Origin of the sequence: Streptomyces endocoffeicus (assembly GCF_016741935.1) — a bacterium.
Classification (GTDB): domain Bacteria; phylum Actinomycetota; class Actinomycetes; order Streptomycetales; family Streptomycetaceae; genus Streptomyces; species Streptomyces endocoffeicus.
The window spans coordinates 1-20413 of record NZ_JAERRG010000043.1 but is presented as its reverse complement, the minus strand read 5'-3'; the positions used below and the strand labels follow the sequence as shown (position 1 = coordinate 20413).

The window sequence follows — 20413 nt, the reverse complement described above, 5'->3', positions numbered from 1 at the left end:
TCGGGCGCGGGGGCGGACACCGGTCGGTGTCCGCCCCCGCGGTCATGTCCCACCGCTCGTCCGCCGCTCAGCGGCCGAAGGCCATCAGGAGGTTTTCGGCGGTGGTGTCGGTGCCGGTGATGCGGTTGGTGGCGATGTAGAAGTTGCCGTTGCGGTAGGTGTGAGTGGCCGAGTAGAAGTCGCGCTCTGCTTTTTGGGTGGCTTGGGGGAGGCGCAGGAGGGTTTTGGGCTTGCCGCCGTTGGAGCCGATGCGGACGATTTGGCCGGGGGTGGCGTATGAGGGCTTTTCGTAGGCGATGAGGTTCTTGCCGTCCATGTTCAGCGGGAGCAGGAGCCGTTCGGCCACCTTGACCGCCCATTTCCGCTTGCCGGTGGTGAGGTCGAAGGCGTGGATCTCGTTTGCCGAGCCCATGCCGTGGTCCTGGGTCATCTCGGTCGGCAGGTAGAAGGTGTCGGCGGAGACGGCGACGCCCTCGCAGTTGCCCATGTTGGTGCCGAAGATGTCCGTGCCGCACTCCGGCTGGTAGGACTGCTTGCCCAGCGCGAGGGTCGAGCGTTCCTTGCCCTTGTCCGAGAGGGCCAGGATGCCGCCGGAGCGTCGGTCCTGGTCGATGAGGGCCACCACAGCGGGGCTGCTGGAGAAGATGTTGCTGACCTTGAAGCCCTTACGGACGGTGTAAGTCCACTTGATCGTGCCGCTGGAGGTGAGCTGCTGGACCTTGGCGGTGCCATTGGTGCAGGAGTAGGCGCGCAGCAGGACCTTGCCGCCCCCGTAGCCGTCAATGGAGCAGCCCGCACTCGGCTTTTCGGGTGAGACTTCCCTGCCGTCGCTGACCTTGATGACGGCGGAGCCGCCGAACCAGGCCATGCCGACGAGATTGCCGCTCTGCGCCATGCCCACGTTCGTGTAGCCGCCGCCCATGGCGCCACTCTCGGGGGCGGGGTGGTCCCAGAGCTTGACGCCCTTGTTGAGGTCGATCAGGGCGAGTTGGTTGCAGGAGTCCTTCCCATGGCCTTCGTAGGCGACCATGACCTTGCCGTCGGTCGTGGAGCTGGGAGCGGCGCAGACCGCCTTGGGGAGTGAGAGGGTCCATTTGCTGCCCCCTTCGTCCTTGTACGCGACGATCTTGTTCTCGACCGTCTTGACGACATAGCCCTTCATCGCCCAGAAGCCGGGCACTTCGAGGTTGCTCTTGCTGACCTCGGGCGCGGGCTTCCGGTAGAGGACCTTGGCCTCGCCCGCCCGGCGCTGGTCGTTGGGATCGCTTTCGCCGCTGCCGCGGCCGCCGGTGCTGTCGCCGTCACCGGTCGTCGGCTCGGGCGTCGGGCCCTGTGTCCTGGGGTGGCTCGGGGTGGTCGTCGTGGGGCTCGCGGCGGGATTCTTACCGCCGCCATCGCCCCCCATCGCGGCATACACCCCGCCACCGGCCGCGAGCAGTACCGCCACCGCCGCGCCGATGATGACGGCCTTCCGCTTCGGGGCTCGGCCGCTGCCGGTGGGCGGAGGCGTGCCGTACGGCCCGCCGGGCGGTGGGGTGTACGGACCGCCGTACTCCGGCTGGCGCGCGTACGGGTTCTGGGTGTACGGGTTCGACGGGTCCGGGCCCGGGGGCGCGCCGGGCGGTGGTGGGGGCGGGCTCGACGGGAGGGCGCCGGTGTCCCATATCTGGGGCGGAGTGTGGCCCGTCGACGGAGCTGACGGGGGCCTCTGGGGCGCGGTGGGAGGCGTGGTGGGCGGCGTGGGTGGTGTCGGAGGTCTCCGCGGCGGGCCGAAGCCGCCCTGGCCGCGCTCCTGGGGTTCCGGGGGCTCCTGAGGCTCTGGGGGCGGCGGGCCGAAGCCGCCGGAGGGCGGCTGGTTGGGTGGCTGGGGCGGCTGCGGCATCTGCGCCTACCTCTCACACGAGTCCACCGACCGGTCGGCGCCGCGATCCGGTCGGCGGCGCCGGCCGGAAAGGGGTGACATGGTCGCAGGTCCCACTGTGCAACGGCATTCGAGCGGGGATTCTTTGTACCACCGGACGCTTGGACTTCTCCCCGCGGTTGCCGGGTACGTACCGCCGTAAGGCACGGTGAGGTCTCGGACAGCCTCGAGTGCGCGGATGGGCCTGCCCTCGCGGCGGTCATGGTGATTAGTCTTGGGGTACCCGGTGGAGCGCCCGTTCAGGGGTCGCCGGCGTCACAAAAGGGGAAAGCCGAACGGTCGGACGACAGTAGCGATCGGCAACAGATCGGCCTCGCCAAGAATTTCAAGGGTGTTCGACCACACCAGGAGGCATTGTGAGCAGCGATCGGGACGAGATCCGCACGGGCGGAAACCCACCCGGCGATGATCGGTCCGACGCGGAGACCGAGCACACGGGCGAGTTCACCATCGACTACACCCCACCCGCCTGGTACACGCAGAACGCTTCGTCGTCGTCCTCACCGTCCTCCACGGCCCCCACGCCGACCGGCGGTTCCGGAGGAGCCGGGACGGGTGCCGGTGCGGGGATGCCGGGTCCGCCGCCTCCGCCGCCCACCGGCAATCCGGTGCCCGTGCCGGGGGTGCCGGAGCCGAGCGGTTTTCCGGGTGCCTGGCCGCCGCCGGCCCCGGCGCCCTCCTCCGATGTCGCGTCGGACGCCTCCGAGGTGCAGGAGGTCCCCGGGCAGAGGGGGGACGAGCCACGGTCGGAACCGGAGAGCAGAGAGTCCGACTCGGGCATTCGTATGTCGTCTTTGTCTGACTCTGGGTCGGATTCGATTGATGCCGCGCCCGCGGGTGACAGCGTTGCGGGCGGCGGCGTTTCGGACAGTGCTGAGCCCGAGAGCTCCTACGAGTCTTCGGCTCCGGCTGCCGATGTCGAGGCCGAGGATTCTGCGGCGGCTTCCTCTTCCGCTTCCGCTCCCGTCGATGACGACTTCACGCTGGCGCCCGCCGCTGCTCCGCAGGACGGCGACGCCTTCCGGCCGGACTCGGAGTACGCCTCCGAGGCGGGCTCCGACGAGGGCGAGAACGGCGATCTGGGCAGCCCCTCCACCGTGCGGTTCTCCACCGCCTCGCTGCGGCGCGAGATCGCCGAGAGGCGGAGTGAGGACTCCGGCGCCGGGGTCGCTGATTCCGGTTCCGGTTCTCCTTCGGGCTCCGGCGCCGGGGTCGCTGATTCCGGTTCCGGTTCTCCATCCGGCTCCGATTCCAGTTCCGGTTTTCCTTCCGGCCTCGATTCCGGGTCTGGGACTGGGTCTGGGGCTGGGTTTGCGTCGGGTCCCGGGCCGGACGGCGATTCCGGCTCCTCGGACTCGGACGACCGTACCGACGACAGCGTGCACAGCGAGGGCACGCTGCGCTTCTCCACGGCCGCGCTGCGGCGTGAGATGGAGGAGCTGAGGCAGGCGAGCGTCGCCGAGCCTCAGGACGCGGTTCCCGAGGACGCCGTTCCCGAGGACGCCGTGCCGCCGAGCGCGCCGACGCCCGAGCAGCCCGCCACCAGCTGGGCCCCGCCGCCCGTACCGCAGGCGGGGCTGCCGCCCCTGCCGCCGGACTTCCAGCCCGCGGCGCCCGAGGACGCCCCGCCGGCTCCGGGTCCCGCTCCGGTTCCGGAGCAGCGTACGGACGGGCCCGCCACACCCGGTGCCGGAGTGCCGCTCCCGCCGCAGGACACCTCCTGGGCACCTCCCCCGCCCCAGACACACGGTCAGCCCGGGCAGCCCGCCGCCGGGCAGGGGCCGGGGCCACAGGGCGGATACGGCTTTCCGCGTCCCGGTGAGGGCGTTCCGGGTGCGATCCCCGGCCAGCCCGGTCCGGCCCCACTGCCGCATCAGGCCCCGGGGGCGCAGCCCCCGACGGGCAACGTGCCCGGCCCGCAGGGCGGTTACCAGCAGCCCGGCCCGGGCATGCCGGGTCCCGGTCCGCAAGGCGCCCCGGCTCCGCAGGGGCCCCACTACGGCTACCCGCCCCCGGGGGCCCAGCCCACGCCCGGTCCGGGCGGTCCGGGACAGGGCCAGGGGCCGACGCCCGTCCCGGGCGGCTACGGCTTCCCGCAGCCGCCCGCCCCGGACCAGCAGGGCCAGGGCCCGTACCAGCAGCCCCCCGCACAGCCCTACCCCACGCCCCAGCCGGGGCAGGCCGAGCACCCCGGACAGCCCGGACAGCCGATGTACCCGGGCCAGCCCGGTCAGCCCGGTCCGTACGCGCCGAACGGCCCCGTCCAGGGGCAGCCGCCGCATGGCCCCCAGGGTCAGGGTCAGCAGTTCCCCGGGCAGCAGGGTCCGGGCGCGCAGAGTGGGTACGGCTTCCCGCAGCCCGGCGACGGCGTTCCCGGACCCGTGCCGGGGCAGCCGGCGCACCCACAGCCGTATGACGGGTACGGCTACCCGCGCCCGGACGCCCAAGCCGCCCCGGCGGCCCCGGCCGACCCCCGTACCGGCGGCTGGCCGACCGTGACGCCCGACCAGCGGCGCCAGGCCGGAGGCGCGGGGGCGCCGCTCGGGTACACCGCCGCGGTCGAGCTCTCCTCGGACCGGCTGATCAAGGGCAAGCAGAAGCCGAAGAAGAACACCCCCGGCCCTTCCCGCTTCAAGCTCGGCGGCAAGAAGGAGGAGGCGGAGCGGCAGCGCAGGCTGGAGCTGATCCGCACGCCGGTGCTCTCCTGCTACCGCATCGCGGTGATCAGCCTCAAGGGCGGTGTCGGCAAGACCACGACGACCACCGCCCTCGGGGCGACCCTGGCCATCGAGCGCCAGGACAAGGTCATCGCGATCGACGCCAACCCGGACGCCGGCACCCTCGGCCGACGGGTCCGCCGGGAGACCGGTGCGACCATTCGCGACCTGGTCACGGCGATCCCGTACCTCAACAGCTACATGGACATCCGGCGGTTCACCTCACAGGCGCCGTCGGGGCTGGAGATCCTCGCCAACGACGTGGACCCGGCGGTCTCGACGACGTTCAACGACGACGACTACCGCCGCGTCATCGACGTCCTGGGCAAGCAGTACCCGATCATCCTCACCGACTCGGGCACGGGCCTGCTCTACAGCGCCATGCGCGGCGTCCTCGACCTCGCCGACCAGCTGATCATCATCTCCACGCCCTCGGTGGACGGCGCGAGCAGCGCCAGCACCACCCTGGACTGGCTGTCCGCGCACGGCTACGCGGATCTGGTCTCGCGGAGCATCACGGTGATCTCCGGGGTCCGGGAGACCGGCAAGATGATCAAGGTCGAGGACATCGTGTCCCACTTCGAGACCCGCTGCCGCGGGGTGATCGTCGTGCCGTTCGACGAGCATCTGTCGGCGGGCGCCGAGGTGGACCTGGACATGATGCGGCCCAAGACCCGTGAGGCGTACTTCAACCTCTCGGTCATGGTCGCGGAGGACTTCACCCGCGCCCAGCAGGAGCAGGGACTGTGGACGGGCGACGGAGCGGCCCAGCCGCCGCAGGTGGCCCCGCCGATGCCCGGACAGGCCCAGCAGCCCTACCCGGGCGCCTACGCGCCTCAGCAGGGCCAGCAGCCGCAGTACCCCGGGTACCCGCAGCAAGGCGGCCAGCAGGGCTGGCAGCAGTCCTACGAGCAGGGGCAGCAGCCGCAGCCCGGCCAGCCGTGGCAGCAGGCCCAGCCGGGGCAGCCCCAGCCTGGCCAGTCCGGGCAACCGGAGCAGCCCTGGCAGCAGCCCCCGCAGCAGTAGCGCGCGAACAGGCGAATGCGCCCCGTGGGCCGGTGCTCCGGTCCACGGGGCGCATTCGCGTTCTCCCGTTCACCACGCGGCGCAGGGCGCCCGGCGCACAGCGGCACCGCACAGCGCGTAGCCGCACCGCACAGCGCACAGCCGCACCGCACAGCGCGTGGCGCCCGCCGTACGCCTTCAGCGACTCCCGTACGCCCTCAGCGACACCCGTACGGGCAGCCGACGCCGTACGGGTCAGCCGACGTACGCCTCAGCGGCTCCCGTGCTCCTCCACAAGCTCCCGCGCCCGCTTCACATCGGCCGCCATGCGCTCCAGCAGCGCCTCGATCGAGTCGAACTTCTCCTGGCCCCGCAGATAGGCGAGGAAGTCGACCTCGACATGGAGTCCGTACAGATCCAGTCCGACCCGGTCGATCGCATACGCCTCGACCGTCCGCTCGGTCCCGTCGAACTGCGGATTGGTGCCGACCGAGATCGCCGCGGGCATCGCCTCGCCCTGCGCCGTCAGCCAGCCCGCGTAGACGCCGTCGGCCGGGATCGCGGTGTGCGGCAGGGTCTCCAGGTTGGCCGTCGGGAAGCCCAGTTCACGGCCGCGCTGCGCACCGCGCACCACCACGCCCTCGACCCGGTGCGGCCGGCCCAGGACCTCCATCGCGCCCGTGACATCGCCCTCCGCGACCAGGCGGCGCACCAGCGTGGAGGAGAACGGCTCGCCGCCGCCCGCCTCACCGCGCTCGTACAGGTCGATGACCTCGACCTCGTAGTCGTAAGTGGTGCCGAGCTCGCGCAGGAACGCCACGTTCCCGGCAGCCTTGTGGCCGAAGCGGAAGTTGGGGCCCTCCACCACGACCCGGGCGTGCAACTTGTCCACCAGCACCTTCACCACGAAGTCGGCGGGGGTGAGCCGCGAGAACTCCGCCGTGAACGGCAGGATCAGCACCGCGTCCACGCCCAGCCCGGCCATCAGCTCCGCGCGCCGCTGGTGCGTGGCCAGCAGCGGTGGATGGCTGCCGGGCCGCACGACCTCGCTCGGATGCGGGTCGAAGGTGACCACGACCGCCGGTACGCCCAGCTCACGCGCCCGTGCCACGGCACGGCCGATGATCAGCTGGTGTCCTCGGTGCACCCCGTCGTAGGAACCGATGGTGACGACGCTGCGCCCCCAGTCCTCGGGGATGTCCTCCAAGCCACGCCAGCGCTGCACTTTGCCCGCTCCTCGCCCGAACCTTTGTCTGTCGACTTCGCAGGTCTAAGACTGCCATGCCCCGGGCGCCCGCCTCGCATCGGTGGCCGCCTCGAGCACCCGGACCGGCCGGAAAGCCACGGTAGGCGGCCGGTCCCGGCGCGTGCAACGCGGCCCGGAGTCGGCAACGACACACCGGCGCCGCGTCGGCCGGGCCGGGGCTCCGACGGCTCCGACCGCGGCAACGGCGTCATACGAAGACGGCCAGGCTCTTCGCCTTGCCCTTCGACTCCTCCACCAGGGCCAGAAAGCGCCCCTCCGGCCCGAAGACCGCGACCGGCCCCGGCCCCGGCCCCGGCCCTGGTCCTGGCCCCGACCCCGTCTCCCCCGACGGCATCTCGATCCGCACCCCATTGCCCAGCAGCCGGGCCTGACGCTCGTCCACGTCCCAGCGCGGGAACGCGGCGGCCGCCGCCTCCGCGATGGGCAGGATCTCCAGCGACTCCTCCAGCCGCTCCAGCGTCCTGGCCGCCTCCAGCCCGTACGGACCGACCCGGGTCCGGCGCAGGGCCGTGAGATGGCCGCCCACACCGAGTCCGGCGCCCAGGTCGCGCGCCAGGGCCCGGATGTAGGTGCCGGAGGAGCACACCACCGTGACGTCCAGGTCGAGGACGGTGGTGCCGTCCTCCGCCTTGGCCTCGCGGCGGTCGTGGAGGACGAAGGAGGAGACGGTCACCGGCCGCGCCGGGATCGCGAACTCCTCGCCCTCCCGCGCCCGTGCGTAGGAGCGCTTGCCGTCGATCTTGATGGCGCTGACCTTCGACGGCACCTGCTGGATGTCCCCGGTCAGCTCCTCGATCCCGGCCCGGACGGCGCCCGGGTCGACCCCGGCGGCGCCGTCGGAGGCGGTGATCTCGCCCTCCGCGTCATCGGTGACCGTGGTCTGCCCGAGCCGGATGGTGGCCCGGTACTCCTTCTCCGTCAGCGCCAGATGACCCAGCAGCCGGGTGGCCTTCTCCACGCCGACCACGAGCACGCCCGTGGCCATCGGATCCAGCGTCCCGGCGTGGCCGACCCGCCGGGTGCCGGCGAAGCGGCGCAGCTTGGCGACGACGTCGTGCGAGGTGAAACCGGCCGGTTTGTCCACGATCACCAGGCCGTCCGGTGCCCCGGAACCGGCCCTGCCCTTGCGTGTCATGCGTCCGCTGAACCCTTGCCGTCCGTGCCGCCGGGCTCCTCGTCGTCCTCCTGGCCGGGCTTGCGGTACGGATCGGCCTCGCCCGCGTAAGCGGCGCCCGAGGACGCCTCGCGCACCTGGGCGTCCGCCTCCCTGGCCTTGGCGAGCAGATCGTCGATGGTGCGGGCGTTCTCCGGGAGCGCGTCCGGGACGAACGTCAGGGTCGGGGTGAAGCGCACCCCCGTCTGGCGCCCGACCTCCGACCGCAGCACGCCCTTGGCGCTCTCCAGGGCCGCGGCGGAGGCCGCCCGCTCCTCGTCGTCGCCGAAGACCGTGTAGAAGACGGTCGCCTCCCGCAGATCACCGGTGATCCGGGTGTCCGTGATGGTCACATAGCCCAGCCGCGGGTCCTTGATCCGCCGCTGCAGGGTCTCCGCGACCACGACCCGGATGCGGTCCGCCAGCTTGCGTGCCCGCGCGGTGTCGGTCATGCGTCTTCTTCTCTCTTCTTCGCGTCAGTTCTTCGCGTCAGTTCTCGCGTCGGTCATCGATGGCCACCGGCGGCTTGCGACCGCCGGTCCGGCCCCCTCATTCATCATCGCCACCGTGGAACCGCCGTCGCACGGACAGCAGCTCCACCTCCGGCCGCGCCGCCACCAGCCGCTCGCAGCGGTCGAGCACCTCCGCGAGGTGGCCCGGGTCCCCGGAGACCATCGCCAGGGCGATCTGGGCCCTGCGGTAGAGGTCCTGGTCGCCGACCTCCGCCACGCTCACCGCGAATTTGCGGTGCAGCTCGGCGACGATCGGGCGGACGACGGAGCGCTTCTCCTTCAACGACCGTACGTCGCCGAGAAGCAGGTCAAAGGACAACGTCCCTACATACATGCGGTCCGGGTCAAGCCACCCGTGGGGCCTTTGTGATTGCGGGCTTCTCGCACCGTACACGCAAGGGCCGGGGCCGATCGACGGAAATTCCTCCGCCGATCGGCCCCGGCCGCCGCCGCTTGTCAGCCGCGCGGCTTCTCGCGCATCTCGTACGTCGCGATGACGTCGTCGATCTTGATGTCGTTGTAGCTGCCGAGGTTGATACCGCCCTCGAAGCCTTCCCGAATCTCGGTGACGTCGTCCTTGAAGCGGCGCAGGCCCTCGATGTTGAGGTTCTCCGCGATGACCTTGCCGTCGCGGACGAGACGGGCCTTGGTGTTCCGCTTGACCTCGCCGGAGCGGATGAGCACACCCGCGATGTTGCCCAGCTTGGACGAGCGGAAGACCTCGCGGATCTCCGCCGTACCGAGCTCGACCTCTTCGTACTCCGGCTTGAGCATGCCCTTCAGGGCCGCCTCGATCTCCTCGATCACCTGGTAGATGACCGAGTAGTAGCGGACGTCCACGCCCTCGCGCTCGGCCATCTGCGTGGCACGCCCGTCGGCGCGCACGTTGAAGCCGATGACGATGGCGTCGGAGCCCGTCGCCAGGTCGATGTCGGTCTCGGTGACCGCACCCACACCGCGGTGCAGCACCCGCAGGTCCACCTCTTCGCCGACGTCGAGCTGGAGCAGCGAGGACTCGAGAGCCTCCACCGAACCGGACGCGTCGCCCTTGATGATGAGGTTGAGCTGCTGGACCTGACCGGCCTTGAGCACCTTGTCCAGGTCCTCCAGGGAGACCCGGCGGGTGCGCTTGGCGAAGGCCGCGTTCCGCTCGCGGGCGGCGCGCTTCTCGGCGATCTGGCGGGCGGTGCGGTCCTCGTCCACGACGAGGAAGTTGTCACCCGCGCCGGGCACGTTGGTCAGACCGAGCACCAGGACCGGGGTCGCCGGGCCGGCCTCCACCACGTTGTTCCCGTTGTCGTCGAGCATCGCCCGGACGCGGCCGTACGCGTCGCCGACGACCATCGTGTCGCCGACCCGCAGGGTGCCGCGCTGGACCAGCACGGTGGCCACGGCGCCGCGGCCGCGGTCGAGGTGGGCCTCGATCGCGATGCCCTGTGCGTCCTGCTCCGAGTTGGCCCGCAGGTCGAGCGAGGCGTCGGCGGTGAGGACGACGGCCTCCAGCAGGCTGTCGATGTGCAGACCCTGCTTGGCGGAGATGTCGACGAACATGGTGTCGCCGCCGTACTCCTCGGCCACCAGGCCGTACTCGGTCAGCTGACCGCGCACCTTGGTCGGGTCCGCGCCCTCGACGTCGATCTTGTTGACCGCGACCACGATCGGCACATCGGCCGCCTTGGCGTGGTTCAGCGCCTCGATCGTCTGGGGCATCACACCGTCGTTGGCCGCCACCACGAGGATCGCGATGTCGGTCGACTTGGCACCACGGGCACGCATGGCGGTGAACGCCTCGTGACCCGGGGTGTCGATGAAGGTGATCCTGCGCTCTTCGTCGTTGACCTCGGTCGAGACCTGGTAGGCACCGATGTGCTGGGTGATGCCGCCGGCCTCGCCCGCGACCACGTTGGTCTTGCGGATCGCGTCCAGCAGTCGGGTCTTACCGTGGTCGACGTGACCCATGACGGTCACCACCGGCGGACGCGCGGAGAGCATCTCCTCGCCGCCCTCGTCCTCGCCGAACTCGATGTCGAAGGACTCGAGAAGCTCGCGGTCCTCCTCCTCCGGGCTGACGATCTCGACGTTGTAGTTCATCTCGTCGGCGAGAAGCTGAAGCGTCTCGTCGGAGACGGACTGCGTCGCGGTGACCATCTCGCCGAGGTTGAGCATGACGGCGACCAGCGACGCCGGGTTGGCGTTGATCTTCTCCGCGAAGTCGGTGAGAGAGGCACCCCGCGACAGCCGGACCGTCTGGCCGTTGCCGCGCGGCAGCATCACGCCGCCGACCGACGGGGCCTGCATGGCCTCGTACTCCTGGCGCCTCTGCCGCTTCGACTTACGGCCACGACGCGCCGGACCGCCGGGACGGCCGAACGCACCCTGTGTGCCACCGCGGCCACCGGGACCGCCGGGACGGCCGCCGAAGCCGGGACGGCCACCGCCGCCACCGAAGCCGCCACCGCCGCCGGGACCCCCCGGACGGCCGGCGAAACCGCCGCCGCCACCGGGACGACCGCCGCCGCCACCACCGGGACGACCGGCGAAGCCGCCGCCGCCACCGGGACGACCGCCGCCGCCACCGCCGGGACGACCGCCGCCACCGGGACCGCGACCGCCACCGCCGCCGGGACCCGGACGCGGGCCCGCGGCCGGACGCTGCGGCATCATGCCCGGGTTCGGACGCGCGCCACCGGGACCCGGACGCGGGCCGCCACCCTGGGCGCCCTGCGGACGGGGCATCTGGCCCGGAGTCGGACGGGGACCGCCGGGACCGCCCTGGCCACGGCCCGGACCGCCCTGGCCGCCGCCCTGCGGACGGGGACCGCCGCCGGGCTGGCCGCCGGGACGCGGGGCGCCGCCGGGACGGGGCGCCTGCGGGCGCGCCATACCGGTGGAGCCACCGGAGGTGAAGGGGTTGTTACCGGGACGGGGACCGGCCGGACGGGGACCGCCCGGACGCGGACGCTCCTGACCCGGACGCGGGCCACCACGGCCACCACCCTGGCCGCCCTCGCGCTGACCGCCCTCACGCTGGCCACCCTCGCGCTGACCGCCGTCGCGCTGGCCCGGTGCGCCCGGACGGGCGCCGGGGCGCGGACCGGGACCGGGAGTGGCACCCGGCTTGCCGGGCGCGCCCGGCTTGGCCGCGGCGGGCTTGGCCGCGGGGGCCGGCGGCGCGGTGAACTCGGGCTGCGCCGGAGCCGCCGGCGCGGGGCCCGGCTTGGGGCCGGGGGCCGGACGGGCCGCCGGAGTGGGACGCGGGCCCGGAGTGGGCGCCGCGGAGGGAGTGCCGCGCTGACCCTCGGGGGCACCGGCCGGCTTGGGGCCGGGCGCCGGGGGCTTGGGGGCGGCCGGACGGGCCGCCGCAGCCGGACCCGGGGTCGGCGGCTTGGGCGTCGCCTTGCGCGGCGCCGAGGGCTTACCAGCGGCGCGGCCGGAGCCGTTGCCACCCTGGAAAGCGTCAGTCAACTTGCGCACAACCGGCGCCTCGATCGTCGAGGACGCCGAACGTACAAATTCACCGAGTTCCTGGAGCTTGGCCATGACGACCTTGCTCTCAACTCCGAACTCCTTGGCGAGTTCGTATACCCGGACCTTAGCCACTTCGCTCCTTTTAGGTCCGGGTTGTCGCCGGACCGTCGCTACTTCATGGGCGTACTCATCGCGTACTCATCGAGTGCTCATCGCAATCTCGACCTACTTCCGACTCGCGAGGTACCTGACCGCACGGTGTCCCGTGCCGTTCTTTCAACTACTCAGGGTGTCGCCTGTTCACCCTGCTCGACAAACCGGCGGAGCGCCGTGGTGTCGAGCGCTCCCGGCCCCCTGAAGGCCCGGGAAAAGGCCCGGCGGCGAACCGCCAGGTCAAGGCAGACCCGTGTGGGGTGAACATAAGCACCCCGACCGGGGAGCGTACCGCGCCGGTCGGGGACACAAACACCCTCGACAGCCACGATGCGCAGCAGATCGTTCTTGGCCGCCCGATCCCGGCATCCCACACAGGTTCTCTCAGGGCAGGCACCAGCTCGCGTGCGGCCAGACACTGCTTAAGTCTACCTCCCCGTACGGACCTCACTCCCTGGGGGGAGTGATCGAACCGTCACTCGATTTGGCCCGGATCCCGGGGGATCCGGCCTGAATCAGCCTTGATCACCCGACTGCTCGGTGTCCGGCCGGATGTCGATCCGCCAGCCGGTCAGCCGCGCCGCCAGCCGGGCGTTCTGCCCCTCTTTGCCGATGGCGAGCGACAGCTGGTAGTCCGGCACGGTGACCCGGGCCGAGCGGGCCGCCAGATCGACCACCTCGACCTTGCTCACCCGCGCGGGTGACAGCGCGTTCGCCACGAGGTCAGCGGGGTCGTCCGACCAGTCGACGATGTCGATCTTCTCGCCGTGCAGTTCGGCCATCACGCTGCGGACCCGCCCGCCCATCGGGCCGATACACGCGCCCTTGGCGTTCAGCCCCGCACGGGTGGACCGGACAGCGATCTTGGTGCGGTGGCCCGCCTCACGGGCGATCGCCGCGATCTCCACCGAGCCGTCCGCGATCTCCGGCACCTCGAGCGCGAAGAGTTTCTTGACCAGATTGGGATGCGTACGCGAAAGGGTCACCGACGGTCCGCGCACGCCCTTGACGACTCGTACGACATACGTGCGCAGCCGGGTGCCGTGGGCGTAGTCCTCGCCCGGGACCTGCTCCTGCACCGGCAGGATCGCCTCGAGACGGCCGATGTCCACCAGCACGTTCTTGGGGTCCTTGCCCTGCTGGACGACGCCGGCGACGACATCGCCCTCCCGCCCCGCGTACTCGCCGAAGGTGATCTCCTCCTCGGCGTCCCGCAACCGCTGCAGGATGACCTGCTTCGCGGTCATCGCGGCGATCCGGCCGAAGCCGGAGGGGGTGTCGTCGAACTCCTGGGGCTCCTGCCCCTCCTCCAGATCCTCGGCGTCCTCGCGGGCCCACACGGTCACATGGCCGGTGTCGCGGTTGAGCTCCACGCGGGCCCGGCGGCGGCTTCCCTCGGTGCGGTGATAGGCGATGAGGAGGGCCGATTCGATCGCCTCGACCAGCAGGTCGAAGGAGATCTCCTTCTCTCGCACCAGACCCCGCAGGGCACTCATGTCGATGTCCACGGCTACGCCTCCTCCTTGCTCTCGTCGTCGTCGCCCGCGGCCTTGTCCGCGGACGTGCGGTTGAACTCGATCTCCACCCGGGCCTTGGAGATCTCCTCGAAGGCCAGCCGCCTGGCGGTGGGCTTGCGCCCCTTCACACCGGGGACCTCCAGTTCGAGACCCTCGTCGTCCACCGAGACGATCCGGGCCACCAGCTCGCCGCCGTCGGCGAGGCGCGCTCTCATGAGGCGGCCGGTGGCACGGCGGTAGTGGCGCGGCTCGGCCAGGGGGCGCTCGGCGCCGGGGGAGGTGACCTCGAGGACGTACGCGGTCTGGCCCATCGCGTCCGTGTCGTCGAGGGTCTTGGAGATGTCCCGGCTCAGCTCCGCACACGTGTCCAGCTGGACGCCGTCGTCGGAGTCCACGACCACTCTCAGCACGCGCCGCCGCCCGGCCGGTGTCACCTCGACCTCTTCCAGATCCAGGTCTCGCGCGCTGACGAGCGGTTCCAGCAGTCCGCGCAGCCTCTCGCTCTGGGTGGTGCTCATCCGGGTGACTCCTCGGCCGCGTGTGCTGTTGTGGGAAGGTCGCGTGTCAGGTCAAAGCCTATCTGTTCCGGCGGCGGGCTGACGATTCGGTGGCCGCTGCCGGGCAGACGGCCTCGGCGCGGGTACGCTCGCCTGCTGTGATCACTACCGGCGGCCAGGAGCGGCCGCAGCCCGGAAAGAGGAACGTGTCGATCACCACTCCCCCACCCCGTGACACAGCCCTGCCCGACGCGTCCGCCGTGTCCTCAGCGTCCGCCGCGTCTCCCGCGTCCGCCGCCGCTTCGGCCTGCGCCGCGCCGGTGACCCGGCGGCGGAGTCTGCTGCTGGGCGGCGGGGCGCTGGGAGCCGTCGCGCTGCTGAGCGGCTGCTCCGACGACTCCGGTTCCCGGCGCGAGGCGGACGGCGGGGCGGACGTCGCGCTGCTGCGGGCGCGGGGCGCACGGGACTCCACCGCACTCCTCACGCGCTACGACGCGACCGTGGACGCGCATCCCGCCCTCGCGAAGCGGCTGGCGCCGCTGCGGGAGGAGACGGCCCGGCATGTCGCGGTCTTCACCGCCGAGGGCCGGTCCCCCTCCCCCTCCGCGACCGTGTCGCGCTCGCCCTCGGCGGGCGGACGGCGGATGCCGAAGGTCCCCGGGGACGAGAAGCGGGCCCTCTCCGCCCTCGCCCAGGCCGAGCGCCAGACCGCCGACACCCGCACCGCCGCGCTCGCCACCGCGCCACCCGAGCTGGCCCGGCTGCTGGCCTCCGTCGCGGCCTGCGGCGCCGCCCACGTGTATCTCCTCACGCAGCGCGACACGGACTCGTGATCACGCTCGGGACCACCGTAGTGATCACGCTCGGGACCACCGGGAAGGGGTACTGACATGGCCGCTCGAGCAGACCGCACGGCCGTCGGCGAACGCGCCGCGGCGCTCAGGGCCGCGCAGGCGGCGCTCGCCGCCGAGCACGCCGCGGTGTACGGCTACGGCGTCGTCGGCGGGCGGATCGGCGACGACCGGCTCGCGGAGGCGCGCGAGGGCTACGCCGCGCACCGCGCGCGCCGGGACGACCTCGCCCGCACCGTGCACGACCTCGGCGGCCGCCCCACCAGCGCGGCGCCCGCCTATGCCCTGCCCTTCGCGGTGCCGGACGCGCCCGCCGCGGTGCGGCTCGCCGCCGAGCTGGAGAACCGGGTCGCCGCCGTCTACGCCGACCTCGTACGGGCCTCGACCGGATCCCTGCGCCGCCAGGCGGCGGGCGCGCTGCGGGAGGCGGCGGTCCGGGCGGTGCGCTGGCGGGGCGGCGGCGTAGCCTTCCCTGGGCTCACCGAACACGCCACCCCGGCCACTCCGTCGGCGTCGCCGAGCGGTGGGTCGGACGGGGTGTGACCACATTGATGGTGGAGGGGACAGCTCAGGAATGGCATCGGCACCACGGCCCGACGGCCGCGATACGGACGGCGTCCACGTGCCGAAGCGGCTTCTGGACGCGCTGAGCGACGACCCCGCGAGCGCCGTGCGGAGCTGGCTGGACGCCCTCCCCGGGACGGCCGAGCGGCAGCTGGCGGCCTGGGAGCTGACCCTGGAGCGGGTCGCGACACCCGGGGGGCGTCGCGGGCTCGTCGCGCTCGTACGGCAGGCGGACGGCACCCCGGCGGCGCTGAAGTTCCCGGTCCCCGGCCCGGACGCGGACCGGGAGCGGGCCGCCCTCGCGCATTGGAACGGCTGGGGCGCGGCCCGGCTGCTGCGCGCCGCCCCGGACACCGGTGCGCTGCTGCTCGAGCGGCTGCACGGCGCGGTGTCGCTGCGCTCGCTGCCCGAGCCGAAGGCGCTGCTGGAGGCGGCGGGCACGGTGCGGCGGCTGTGGGTGCCGCCGCCCGAGGGGCATCCGTTCGCGTCGGTCACCGGGCGTACCGAGGAGGAGCGGGAGATCCTGCGGGTGCTCGGCGCCGGGGGCTGGGCGGCGGAGGCCCGTCCGCTCACCGACGAGGCGCTGGAGCTGCGGGCGGCGCTGCCCGCCGAGCCGCCCGAGGAGGTGCTGCTGCACGGCGCCTTCCGGCAGGGGAAGGTGCTGTCCGGGGAGCGCGCGCCCTGGCTCGTGGTGGGTCCGGCGCCGGTCGTGGGCGAGCGCGCGTACGACCTGGCGCGGCTGGTGCTCGACCGCTGCGAGGACCTGGCCGCGGGACCCGGCCCCGCCGCGGCCGCGCGCCGCCGGGTCGCCAAGCTGGCGGATTCCCTGGACGTCGACCGCGACCGGCTGCGCGGCTGGTCCCTCTACCGTGCCGTCGAGACGGGCCTGCGCCACGCCGCCGCGGGCGACCACCGCCGCGCGGAGCTGCTGCTGGAGTTCGCGGGCTGGCTCTGACGGGGCCGCCCGGCTCGGCCGAGTGCGGCTTTCGTCTCGCGCCTCCGGCGCGATCGGGCAGCGGGCGGGGGCGGGGCGCGCGGGCTTCGCCGCCCGGTGCCGCGCCCCCGGCGCCGCCGCGGTCGTCAGCCGGTGGTGGTGAGGCGGGCGATGGCCTCGTCGATGGGGAGGTCCTCGCGCTCGCCCGTGCGGCGGTCCTTCAGCTCGACCACGCCGTCCTTCGCGCCGCGGCCCACGACCAGGATGGCCGGGACGCCGATCAGCTCGGAGTCGGTGAACTTCACGCCCGGGGAGACACCGGCGCGGTCGTCGACCATGACGCGCAGGCCCGCCGTGCCCAGCTTCTCGGCGAGGTCGAGGGCCATCTCGGTCTGGAGGGCCTTGCCCGCCGCGACGATGTGGACGTCGGCCGGGGCGACCTCGCGGGGCCAGCAGAGGCCGGACTCGTCGTGGGTCTGCTCGGCGAGGGCGGCGACGGCACGGGAGACGCCGACGCCGTACGAGCCCATCGTGACCCGCGTCGGCTTGCCGTTCTGCCCGAGCACATCGAGCTGGAAGGCGTCGGCGTACTTGCGGCCGAGCTGGAAGATGTGGCCGATCTCGATCGCCCGGTCCAGCTCGATGCCCGCACCGCAGCGGGGGCAGGGGTCGCCCGGCTCGACCACGACGACGTCCAGGTACGCGTCGACCTCGAAGTCACGGCCGCAGACCACGTTGCGCGCGTGGGTGTCGGGCTTGTTGGCGCCGGTCACCCAGGCGGTGCCGGGGGCGACACGCGGGTCGGCGATGTAGCGGAAGGACTTGCCCGCCAGGCCCTGCGGGCCGACGTAGCCGCGCACCAGCTCGGGGCGGCCCTCGAAGTCCTCGGCCGTGACGAGCTCGACGACGGCCGGGGCCAGGTGCTCGCCCAGCTTGCCCAGGTCCACCTCGCGGTCGCCGGGGACGCCCACCGCGGTGATCTCGCCGTCGATCTTGACCAGGAGGTTCTTCAGGGTGGCGGAGGCCGGGACGCCGAGGTACTCGGCGAGGGTCTCGATGGTCGGGGTGTCGGGGGTGTCCAGCTCCTCGAGGGGGCCGTGCCCGGCGCCCTCGACCGGCGGCACGGTCACCGTGACGGCCTCGGTGTTCGCGGCGTAGTCGCAGTTCGGGCAGTCGACGAAGGTGTCCTCGCCGGCCGCCGCCGGGGCCAGGAACTCCTCGGAGGCCGAGCCGCCCATCGCGCCGGAGACCGCGGAGACGATGCGGTAGTCCAGGCCGAGGCGCTGGAAGATCCGCTGGTACGCCTCGCGGTGCAGCCGGTAGGACTCGGCGAGGCCCTCGTCGGTGGTGTCGAAGGAGTACGAGTCCTTCATCAGGAACTCGCGCCCGCGCAGCACACCGGAGCGGGGGCGGGCCTCGTCCCGGTACTTGGTCTGGATCTGGTAGAGCATGACCGGCAGGTCCTTGTAGGACGTGCACTGGTCCTTGACCGTCAGGGTGAAGATCTCCTCGTGGGTCGGGCCCAGGAGGTAGTCGGCACCCTTGCGGTCCTTGATCCGGAAGAGCAGATCGCCGTACTCGTCCCAGCGGCCGCTCGTCTCGTACGGCTCGCGGGGCAGCAGCGCGGGCAGGAGGACCTCCTGGGCGCCGATGGCGTCCATCTCCTCGCGGACGATCCGCGCGACGTTCTCCAGGACCTTCTTGCCGATCGGCAGCCAGGTCCAGATGCCCGCGGCGGCGCGGCGGACGTACCCGGCGCGGACGAGCAGCTTGTGGCTGGCGGTCTCGGCGTCCGCCGGGTCTTCGCGCAGCGTCTTCAGCATCATCGTGGACATGCGCTGGACGTTGACGGCGTGGGCCATGGAGTCTCTCCTGCGTGCGATGGGATGTTCAGGAGGTTAGCCGCACGGGCTGGTTTCCCGGAAATGCGTAAGGCTCCGCGACGGCGCCCAAGCGCTCCGCTGGAAGTGTCGCGATGCGTCGTCGACCGACTGCGGCGCCGTCGTGGCTGGTCCCACGCGGCGGAGCCGCATATCGACACAGCCGCGGCGGAGCCGCACATCGACACACCTGCTCAGTGTCGGCGCAGCGGCAGGGGGGCGCCCATCACGGCGTACGGGCTCGGGGCGCTCGGGAAGAGCACGGGGCGGGCGAGGTCGCGGTAGCCCAGTGAGCGGTAGAGCGCGCGGGCCGGGCTCTCGGTGTCGATCGCGGACAGGATCGAGCGCGGCTCGCCCGCGCCGTCCGTGATGGTCGTGATCAGCCGCCGGCCGATGCCGCGGTGCTGGTACTCGGGGTGGACGTGCAGCTCGGTGATGACGAACGAGTCGTCCAGCCAGTCCTCGTGCCCGGCCGCGCGCAGATACGGCTGGACGACCGTGGACCACCAGTGGGTGCGGTTGTTGGGCATGCCGTAGACGAAGCCGACGAGCCGGCCGGAGGGCGTGGTCGCGCCGAGCGCGCGGGCGCCGGGGCTCTTGAGGTGGCGCAGCACGATATGGCGTCGTACGCCGACCTCCTCGTCCGTCAGCCCGAAGGCGACGGCCTGGACGTCGAGCGCTTCGTCCACGCGTGCGGCGAGGTCGAGCGACCCGACGACGACGTCTTCGGGTTCCGGGGTCCGCCCCCCGGGGAGATGCAGCATGGGCGGCACCCTACTGGCCCGTCGATCAGAACAGCACACTCATGAACGCGCCGACTTCCCGGAAGCCGACCCGGCGGTACGCGGCGCGGGCCGCGGTGTTGAAGTCGTTGACGTACAGGCTCACCACCGGGGCGACCTCGCTCAGCGCATAGCGCAGCACGGCCGCCATTCCGGTCTCGGACAGGCCGCGGCCGCGGTACTCGGGGGCCACCCATACGCCCTGGATCTGGCAGGCGTGCGGGGTGGCCGCGCCGATCTCGGCCTTGAACACCACCCGGCCGTTCTCGACCCGGGCGAAGGAGCGCCCGGCGGTGACGAGCTCGGCGACCCGCGCCTGGTAGAGCAGTCCGCCGTCGCCCGCGAGCGGCGAGACACCGACCTCCTCGGTGAACATCGCCACGCACGCCGGCATGATCACGTCCATCTCGTCCTTACTGACGCGGCGCACCAGCGGATCGGGCGGGACGTCGGCGGGCATCGAGCTGGTGACCATCAGCGGCTGACGGGCGCGGACCTCACGGGCCGGGCCCCAGCTGGGCTCCAGCAGGGACCACAGTCCGGCGGTGGTCTCGGCGGGGCCGACGATCGAGGAGCAGCGGCGGCCCGCCCGGCGGGCGCGCTCGGCGAAGCCGCGCACCGCCTCGGGGGTGGCGCAGATGGGCACGAGGTTGGCCCCGGCGTAGCAGAGCGACTCCAGCCGTCCGCCGGAGTACCAGCCCCACATCTCGCCGCCGAGCCGCCACGGGTCCAGGCCGGCGACCTGGACGCGGGCGGCCACGAAGGCGTTCGAGACGGGGTCGCGGTCGAGCACCGCAAGGGCCGCGTCGAGCTCATGGGGCTCGAGGACCCTGGTGGTGGACGTGGTCAGCACGTGTCGGTCTGCCTCACGTGGTGCGGGCCCGCGGGCCGGGGACGTCGATCCTCAGACTCTACCGCGCAGGCCAAGAGGGCCCCTCACCGCCTTTTCCAGGGGCCCTGTGCGCCTCCCCCCGGGGCGCTTCAGCCGCTGACGGAGACCTCGGGCTCACCGGAGGCGATGCCGTCCTTCTCCATCTGCTCGGCGATCTTCATGGCCTCGTCGATCAGGGTCTCCACGATCTTCGACTCCGGCACGGTCTTGATGACCTCGCCCTTGACGAAGATCTGCCCCTTGCCATTGCCGGAGGCGACGCCCAGGTCCGCCTCGCGCGCCTCGCCGGGGCCGTTGACG

At 72.5% G+C, this 20413-nt stretch carries 17 protein-coding genes and 2 pseudogenes; 5 read left to right on the top strand and 14 right to left on the bottom strand.

The genetic code is table 11. The annotated features are described in order from the left end of the window. Positions 1-67: 67 nt before the first annotated feature. Positions 68-1882 carry a PQQ-binding-like beta-propeller repeat protein gene (locus JK364_RS48615; RefSeq protein ID WP_201857878.1) on the bottom strand — a complete coding sequence of 605 codons (1815 nt, stop codon included), beginning with the start codon at positions 1880-1882 and terminating at the stop codon, positions 68-70. 395 nt (positions 1883-2277) lie between these two features. Here JK364_RS48615 and JK364_RS58540 point away from each other — a divergent pair. Continuing rightward, positions 2278-2355 (top strand): annotated as a pseudogene (locus JK364_RS58540) (SCO5717 family growth-regulating ATPase); the annotation flags it as partial. A 20-nt stretch (positions 2356-2375) separates the two neighbouring features. Here the strand turns inward: JK364_RS58540 and JK364_RS58535 are convergent. Beyond that, positions 2376-2702, bottom strand: coding sequence for a hypothetical protein (locus tag JK364_RS58535; RefSeq protein ID WP_201857877.1), 327 nt, complete (start codon positions 2700-2702; stop codon positions 2376-2378). Between the two features lie 598 nt (positions 2703-3300). On the opposite strand from JK364_RS58535, the gene JK364_RS48605 reads away from it, so the two are divergent. Beyond that, positions 3301-5664, top strand: a complete 2364-nt coding sequence (locus JK364_RS48605; RefSeq protein ID WP_307841638.1) for a MinD/ParA family ATP-binding protein — start codon at positions 3301-3303, stop codon at positions 5662-5664. 250 nt (positions 5665-5914) lie between these two features. Here JK364_RS48605 and JK364_RS48600 read toward each other — a convergent pair whose 3' ends face one another. The 8 genes from JK364_RS48600 to rimP form a co-directional block, all read right to left on the bottom strand. Continuing rightward, complete coding sequence (locus JK364_RS48600; protein WP_201857875.1) at positions 5915-6868, bottom strand: bifunctional riboflavin kinase/FAD synthetase; 954 nt, start codon at positions 6866-6868, stop codon at positions 5915-5917. 229 nt (positions 6869-7097) lie between these two features. Further along, the gene (truB, locus tag JK364_RS48595) at positions 7098-8045 is read right to left on the bottom strand and encodes a tRNA pseudouridine(55) synthase TruB (RefSeq protein WP_201857874.1); all 948 of its coding nucleotides are present in this window, start codon (positions 8043-8045) and stop codon (positions 7098-7100) included. Then, the gene (gene rbfA, locus JK364_RS48590) at positions 8042-8515 is read right to left on the bottom strand and encodes a 30S ribosome-binding factor RbfA (protein WP_201857873.1); all 474 of its coding nucleotides are present in this window, start codon (positions 8513-8515) and stop codon (positions 8042-8044) included. The genes truB and rbfA overlap by 4 nt, the downstream gene beginning before the upstream one ends. Before the next feature lie 97 nt (positions 8516-8612). Next, complete coding sequence (locus JK364_RS48585) at positions 8613-8909, bottom strand: DUF503 domain-containing protein (protein ID WP_201857872.1); 297 nt, start codon at positions 8907-8909, stop codon at positions 8613-8615. Positions 8910-9031: 122 nt separating this feature from the next. Continuing rightward, complete coding sequence (gene infB / locus JK364_RS48580; RefSeq protein ID WP_201857871.1) at positions 9032-12175, bottom strand: translation initiation factor IF-2; 3144 nt, start codon at positions 12173-12175, stop codon at positions 9032-9034. A gap of 152 nt (positions 12176-12327) precedes the next feature. Further along, entirely contained in the window at positions 12328-12615 is a 288-nt protein-coding gene (locus JK364_RS48575; protein ID WP_201857870.1) for a YlxR family protein, read from the bottom strand. 96 nt (positions 12616-12711) lie between these two features. Next, positions 12712-13704: a transcription termination factor NusA gene (gene nusA / locus JK364_RS48570; RefSeq protein ID WP_201857869.1), complete on the bottom strand. Its 993-nt coding sequence runs from the start codon at positions 13702-13704 to the stop codon at positions 12712-12714. A 2-nt stretch (positions 13705-13706) separates the two neighbouring features. Continuing rightward, a complete protein-coding gene (gene rimP, locus JK364_RS48565) occupies positions 13707-14231 on the bottom strand; it encodes a ribosome maturation factor RimP (RefSeq protein WP_201857868.1) in 525 nt (174 codons plus the stop codon). A 137-nt stretch (positions 14232-14368) separates the two neighbouring features. Between rimP and JK364_RS48560 the strand changes: the two genes are divergently transcribed. The 3 genes from JK364_RS48560 to JK364_RS48550 are packed head-to-tail and all read left to right on the top strand — an operon-like array spanning position 14369 to position 16580. Beyond that, positions 14369-15043 carry a hypothetical protein gene (locus tag JK364_RS48560; protein WP_307841637.1) on the top strand — a complete coding sequence of 225 codons (675 nt, stop codon included), beginning with the start codon at positions 14369-14371 and terminating at the stop codon, positions 15041-15043. Between the two features lie 57 nt (positions 15044-15100). Beyond that, positions 15101-15604, top strand: coding sequence for a ferritin-like domain-containing protein (locus JK364_RS48555; protein WP_201857867.1), 504 nt, complete (start codon positions 15101-15103; stop codon positions 15602-15604). 31 nt (positions 15605-15635) lie between these two features. Further along, complete coding sequence (locus tag JK364_RS48550) at positions 15636-16580, top strand: aminoglycoside phosphotransferase family protein (protein WP_201857866.1); 945 nt, start codon at positions 15636-15638, stop codon at positions 16578-16580. A gap of 125 nt (positions 16581-16705) precedes the next feature. Here the strand turns inward: JK364_RS48550 and JK364_RS48545 are convergent, their stop codons facing one another. The 4 genes and pseudogenes from JK364_RS48545 to JK364_RS48530 form a co-directional block, all read right to left on the bottom strand. Next, positions 16706-18421 carry a proline--tRNA ligase gene (locus JK364_RS48545; protein WP_201857865.1) on the bottom strand — a complete coding sequence of 572 codons (1716 nt, stop codon included), beginning with the start codon at positions 18419-18421 and terminating at the stop codon, positions 16706-16708. 212 nt (positions 18422-18633) lie between these two features. Beyond that, positions 18634-19203 carry a GNAT family N-acetyltransferase gene (locus JK364_RS48540; RefSeq protein ID WP_201857864.1) on the bottom strand — a complete coding sequence of 190 codons (570 nt, stop codon included), beginning with the start codon at positions 19201-19203 and terminating at the stop codon, positions 18634-18636. A 25-nt stretch (positions 19204-19228) separates the two neighbouring features. Then, entirely contained in the window at positions 19229-20074 is an 846-nt protein-coding gene (locus JK364_RS48535; RefSeq protein ID WP_201857863.1) for a GNAT family N-acetyltransferase, read from the bottom strand. Between the two features lie 128 nt (positions 20075-20202). Beyond that, a pseudogene (locus JK364_RS48530) lies at positions 20203-20413 on the bottom strand (flavodoxin-dependent (E)-4-hydroxy-3-methylbut-2-enyl-diphosphate synthase); the annotation flags it as partial.

Coding starts and splice junctions, on each gene's coding strand:
- JK364_RS48615 (WP_201857878.1), bottom strand. CDS start 1,882: ATGCCGCAGCCGCCCCAGCCACCCAACCAGCCGCCCTCCGGCGGCTTC.
- JK364_RS58535 (WP_201857877.1), bottom strand. CDS start 2,702: ATGCCCGAGTCGGACTCTCTGCTCTCCGGTTCCGACCGTGGCTCGTCC.
- truB (WP_201857874.1), bottom strand. CDS start 8,045: ATGACACGCAAGGGCAGGGCCGGTTCCGGGGCACCGGACGGCCTGGTG.
- rbfA (WP_201857873.1), bottom strand. CDS start 8,515: ATGACCGACACCGCGCGGGCACGCAAGCTGGCGGACCGCATCCGGGTC.
- JK364_RS48585 (WP_201857872.1), bottom strand. CDS start 8,909: ATGTATGTAGGGACGTTGTCCTTTGACCTGCTTCTCGGCGACGTACGG.
- rimP (WP_201857868.1), bottom strand. CDS start 14,231: ATGAGCACCACCCAGAGCGAGAGGCTGCGCGGACTGCTGGAACCGCTC.
- JK364_RS48555 (WP_201857867.1), top strand. CDS start 15,101: ATGGCCGCTCGAGCAGACCGCACGGCCGTCGGCGAACGCGCCGCGGCG.
- JK364_RS48550 (WP_201857866.1), top strand. CDS start 15,636: ATGGCATCGGCACCACGGCCCGACGGCCGCGATACGGACGGCGTCCAC.
- JK364_RS48545 (WP_201857865.1), bottom strand. CDS start 18,421: ATGGCCCACGCCGTCAACGTCCAGCGCATGTCCACGATGATGCTGAAG.
- JK364_RS48540 (WP_201857864.1), bottom strand. CDS start 19,203: ATGCTGCATCTCCCCGGGGGGCGGACCCCGGAACCCGAAGACGTCGTC.